The sequence below is a fragment of the Psychroflexus halocasei genome (assembly GCF_900107595.1).
Classification (GTDB): Bacteria; Bacteroidota; Bacteroidia; order Flavobacteriales; family Flavobacteriaceae; genus Psychroflexus; species Psychroflexus halocasei.
In genome coordinates this window covers 1-5,358 of record NZ_FNQF01000021.1, presented here as the reverse complement: position 1 = coordinate 5,358, position 5,358 = coordinate 1, and the positions used below count along the sequence as shown (strand labels likewise).

General features: G+C 31.1%; 5 protein-coding genes. All 5 read right to left on the bottom strand.

Going from position 1 to position 5,358, the window contains the following annotated elements; translation table 11 throughout:
* Positions 1-94: 94 nt before the first annotated feature.
* Positions 95-514 (bottom strand): hypothetical protein, encoded by a 420-nt coding sequence (locus BLV84_RS12085; protein ID WP_093246042.1) that lies wholly within the window; start codon positions 512-514, stop codon positions 95-97.
* 760 nt (positions 515-1,274) lie between these two features.
* Entirely contained in the window at positions 1,275-1,709 is a 435-nt protein-coding gene (locus BLV84_RS12080) for a hypothetical protein (protein ID WP_093246039.1), read from the bottom strand.
* Between the two features lie 171 nt (positions 1,710-1,880).
* Complete coding sequence (locus BLV84_RS12075) at positions 1,881-2,675, bottom strand: cation efflux transmembrane domain-containing protein (protein WP_093246035.1); 795 nt, start codon at positions 2,673-2,675, stop codon at positions 1,881-1,883.
* 166 nt (positions 2,676-2,841) lie between these two features.
* Positions 2,842-3,609 carry a hypothetical protein gene (locus tag BLV84_RS12070; protein ID WP_093246032.1) on the bottom strand — a complete coding sequence of 256 codons (768 nt, stop codon included), beginning with the start codon at positions 3,607-3,609 and terminating at the stop codon, positions 2,842-2,844.
* A 202-nt stretch (positions 3,610-3,811) separates the two neighbouring features.
* Complete coding sequence (locus BLV84_RS12065; protein ID WP_093246045.1) at positions 3,812-4,825, bottom strand: endonuclease NucS domain-containing protein; 1,014 nt, start codon at positions 4,823-4,825, stop codon at positions 3,812-3,814.
* Positions 4,826-5,358 lie beyond the last annotated feature (533 nt).

The window sequence follows — 5,358 nt, the reverse complement described above, 5'->3', positions numbered from 1 at the left end:
TGTACTGGAGTTCTTTTTTAAAGTCATTACTTGAAGAATAATGCTTTAATATACTGAATTCCAGTATTTTATGCAATATAAAGAAGATTAAAATTCACTTTACTTTGTTAAAAATCAAATAGTTAAACAATTTTTGTCGTGTACTAAACTTAATTATATAATTTCCATTATTTACGGATTGTTTTTCATTACGAATTTTCAATAGCGTTTTTCCGTTTTTATCTAGTAGCCGCGTTCCCCATTTTAGACCCCAAACTCCTTTTATTTTTTTATTTAATTCAATTATTTCAGTATTTCCAGAAATTGAATTAGTCTTTAAATGGTAGAGTAATTTATCATTTTCATAAATTTTAGCGTTCCATTTATTTCGAATAATTTGATATTTTTTATTCTCGACAATGATTTCGGTTTCTTTAAAGTCTACTTTTTTGTCAATTTTAATTTTGCCAATTATGTCTTTTTGAGAATTGTAAACATTAAAATATCCATTTCTAAAATCCGACCTTATTTCCATTATTTTTATGATTTAATTTATTCGGTGAATTTTGTTTTATATTGCACACAACGGTTTTGTGTATGAGTAGTAGCGAGATTTTAGCTCGAAACATTTTCTCATTTCTAAAGCTATAAATTTATAACTTAATTTTCGTTTTTCAACACAGACTTCGCTATTACTTATACATAGTGTTACAGCTAGGTTTTTATTTCGATTTAACTCAGGTTCTACATTTCAATTCAACTTAAAATCCTCTAAAAAATGTAATTTTTTTTCGGAGCGCTTGGCTTTTCATCGTTTTATATTCTCAAAAGATTGATTTCTTTAATTTCTAAATTCGATGATCTAGCTTTTGTCATATTTTCATAGCGATTTTTAAGATAACCGATTTCGTTTAGCTCGTCATTATTCTACAGTTAAAAATCCGTTTGGCTGGCTTTCTGATTATCTCCGTAGAGATTTTCAATTCCAAACCTTTTGGCGAGCTCGTCTAAAATCTTAGTACAAATTCCATTTGGCAAATGACAGAATTCAGTCTTATTTTCAGAGAGATTTTCCCGATTCAAATATTTCTTTTCATAAAATACTTGAATATCAAAATAGGAGAGAGGATTTTTAAAATCAACGACTTAACTTAGCTGTAACGGTCTTGTATAACCGTCAGTTACGGATTTAAAGTTAATAATTTTCGGTTAAGCACTGACGTTAGCAATTCCGAGTGGATTCGGACGTAGTCGAATCCGCCGTAATTGCGGTTATACATTGTTGCCCACAGTTTTTATTTTTCACGTGTTATTTTATATTCAAATCGATTTCCCAATAGCCATCCCCATTTTCTTCTAAAATACGGGTCTTTCATTTTTGTAATTCGTTTTCCTTTGTCCGTAATTGGATAAATCCGATTATTCTCAATTTCGAGTACTCGTGTTTTAGTCGGTTTTTTAATTTTCGAAATACTATCTTTTAAACTCATAGTTTCTGGATAATCCGAAAATATGAAATGTTTTAAAATCAGTTTATTGTCGGTTATTTTATATTTTCCGTATTCGCTCCAAGTCAAATCATATTCATTTGTCCATTTGAAAGTGTTGTCAGGATAAAGTTCAATGGTTTCCAGCAAAAAATCACCTCTTAAAATTCCTTTATACACAATTGTATCTTGCGCATAAAGATTTGTTCCGATTAAGATTATTGCTAAGTATATTATTTTCACGCGATTTTTTTTCAAATTGTGGGCAACGGTTTTGTGTATGATTAGTGGCGTGTTTAAGCACCTAATTTAGCAAATAAAAACCGAATAGAAAATCCGCGAGGATTTTCGTAAGTAAGCTCGAACTAGCCATTAATTATACACGTTGTTGTAAGTAGTGCTTTATTTATTCATTTACTTACTTAATTTTAAAATCCGAAACGCTCCTTGAATTACCAGAACAAAAACGACTGTTCCGATAATCAAATCAGGTTTGCTCGAACTCAACCAATTTACCAAAATTCCAGCAATTATTACTCCTAAATTGATAATCATGTCATTTGATGTAAAAATCATACTCGCTTTCATATGAGCCTCTTCTTTGCTTTTTGACTTTTGCAAAATGTAAAGACAAATTCCGTTTGCAATAAGTGCAAAAATCGAAACGGTAATCATTGTCGAAAAATCGGGAAGTTTCTCGTCTCCGAAGAATCTTCTTAGAACTTCCACAAATCCGATAATCGCAAGTGTTATTTGAAAATATCCAGCAAGTTTTGCAATCCGCTTTTTCTTTATCAACGTTCCGCCAACCGCAAACAAGCTAATTCCGTACACGAAACTATCTGCAAGCATATCCAAACTGTCTGCAACAAGTCCCATTGATTTTGAGATTATTCCCGTTGTCATTTCGATAATGAAAAAGGCAAAATTGATTGCAAGTACAGACCAAAGTAGCTTTTTTTGGTTTGCATTTTCTTTAAATTCCGTTTGGTCAGTCTGTTCGGTCGAGATTTTTTTTCCGCCTAAATTTAGTTCAATAACGGACTTTTCGATTTGGTCAGATTCTCCGCTGTGAAAAACAGTCAGTTTTCGGTTTGGAATATCAAAATCCAAATTCGCAATACTTGAAATTCCGTCCAATTTCATTCGGATTAGATTTTCCTCTGAAGGACAGTCCATTTTGGTAATTTCGAATATTGTTTTTTTCATTCGGTTTCTGGGTTTTTCGGCATTACTTACAACGGTCTTGTGTATGATTTCGTTGCGTGTTTTAAGCGCTAAAGTTAGCAAATAAATCACAGATAGAAAGTCCGCGAGGACTTTCGTAAGTAGGCGATAACCAGCAATGAATTATACACGTTGTTGCCAGTAGTTTTTATTCCTTTCCACTTGAATCTAATACTTTAGTTTCAATTCCATATATTTCAAAAACTACTTTTGCTTTATTTCTTGTTCGTTTGTCATTGCAAATAAAATAATCACAGTAACTAGAGAAATGACTGTGGCTTGAATCCCAAAGTCTAGCGTAATTAGATTTTTCATTGAATTTGTCTTTCCAATATCCAACCATATCTAACATTTCAAAAATTCCTGCGAACCGATTATGTAATCCCATTTCTTTACCTTGTGGATGAAGTTCAACCGCTTTCTCAATCATTCCAACAAGTGAAAATCCTCCCATTAGGTCGCTTTTCGAGTTGATTTGTTTAATAACTTCTTTAGGCGAATAATTATTTATTCGGATTGGGTCTATATTCAGTTGTTTTCTAAATTCCGCTTTTTGTTCTTCATTTACTGTACTCATCATTCCTTTTATCATATTTCTTGCGAAAGGAACATCATTAATTGTGTTATAAACTACGCTAGGTTTTTCTTTTAATTTATGAACTTTATTTGATGGTAATTCTTGAAATAGATAGTTGTTTTTTGTTACAGAACTTATTGTTTGAAATCGTTTTACAAGTCTATCATTCAGTTCATTTTTTGTTTCGGCAGTCATTTCATTCGCCTCTTGAAGATGCGATGCTGAATAGAAAAAATCAGTTAGATTTTGGTCAATATTTTCCAATAAGTTGTTAATCGACAATGAATTTTGTTCAATATCAACGAATATATTATTGTCTAAATATGCTGTTTTTCTCAAATTCTGCTGTTTTTTTTCAAATTACTGGCAACGTGCGTGTATATGACAAGTAGCGTGCAAAAATGCGCTAATTTTTCGGTTGAGCTACAAGCCAATTTTTTGTTTTAAGTTTTTACTTTAAACTTCTAAAACGCCAAAATAAAAAATTGGCGACTTCTCAAATATACCAAAATTTTCAATTTAGAAAAGACGCAGCTATTTGTTATATACGGTGTTGCCCACTGGCTTTTTTCAGTTCAGTTAATAATTCTTCTACTAATTCTCTGTATCCTTCTCTTAAACTAAAATTGTCTTTTGTCCAATGATTATCAGGATATTCGTAATTAATTATTTGTCTTAAATAATCTTTTTTAGCGTGTCCTAATTGGTTTGAGATTAATGCAATAAAATATCCAGCTTGACTTTCATCATCAGCTTCATTTGCTTTAACAAATTCTTTTTTAAACTGTTTTCTTGTTAGAACTTTTTTGGTTAGAAGGGCAGGAAGCAGCACATTTTTAATTCTATTTGAAGAGTAATTAGCTTTAGTAAAGTAAGATTTGAGAAATTCTTTTAATTTTGCCATCTCATATTCTCCAGGTTCATCTGACATTTCAATTTTGAATTTCTTTTTATTAGATTTCTCTTTCGCAATTTCTTCTGGAATTGTTACTGTTCGTGAAAGTATTTCTGCTCCGTTTGAGGTTTTGACATAATTTAAAATAATTGCATTTATTGCCATATCAAAATTAGTCGATAACCACTCAATCATTCTGCTCAAAGGTTCTTCTATAGCAAAACCAACGAGCAATAATCTTTGTGACTGATTAATTGTTATATCATCTATTTTTATATCATCAAAATGTGCTGTTAATTGGTCTTCCAAATTATCTCCTGTATAGGCGATACATATTTCGCTTAATTTTTCAATATCCCAAGTAGACAAGTCGGATGCATAATCGATAGCTTGAGCCAGAACAAGTCGTGCAAGTTTTTCCCGTTTCAATTCAACAATTACAAGATTTCCATTATTGTCAATTCCGAGAAAATCAAGTGGTCCAGATTTAGTATAAACTTGTTCTCCAATAATTAAAATATCATTACCAAGGATATCAGGTTTAGTTTTAATCCATTGTTCCAAATGTTCTGATTCTTTTCGACCATTTTCGGTTAGCGTTGAACTTATCGGTTTCAATTCTCCTTCGATAATTTCCCAAGTTTTTATTTCTGTTGACATTTTTTTGTTAAGTTCAATTTTTTTTAGCTTGTGGGCAACGTGTGTGTATATGACAAGTAGCGTGCAAAAATGCGCTAATTTTTCGGTTGAGCCACAAGCCAATTTTTTGTTTTAAGTTTTTATCATTAAACTTGTAAAACGCCAAAATAAAAAATTGGCGACTTCCCAAATATACCAAAATTTTCGAATTAGAAAAGACACAGCTATTTGTTATATACGGTGTTAGGGCACGTTTTTTTTACTCCCAATTTATCTTAGTATTGGTATGATGTAATATATCTGATACATAAATTCCAATTAGTTCTCCAACGGAGGTTAAATCTGTATTTCTTAGTCCAAAATCCCAATAACTTTGTATTTTTTTGGATAAAATGTGGTCGGATAATTTTTCAAATTCAAAATGAAAATCTTTATATTTAAATATTGAATTGATTTCCTTTCTAAGTTCAAGTAATAAGTGCAAAATTAATATTTAAAACTCTTGGGGCTAGCCCCAAGAGTTTTAGGACGAATTGTTATATTAATCTTGCATG

Coding starts and splice junctions, on each gene's coding strand:
- BLV84_RS12075 (WP_093246035.1), bottom strand. CDS start 2,675: ATGAAAAAAACAATATTCGAAATTACCAAAATGGACTGTCCTTCAGAG.
- BLV84_RS12065 (WP_093246045.1), bottom strand. CDS start 4,825: ATGTCAACAGAAATAAAAACTTGGGAAATTATCGAAGGAGAATTGAAA.
- BLV84_RS12085 (WP_093246042.1), bottom strand. CDS start 514: ATGGAAATAAGGTCGGATTTTAGAAATGGATATTTTAATGTTTACAAT.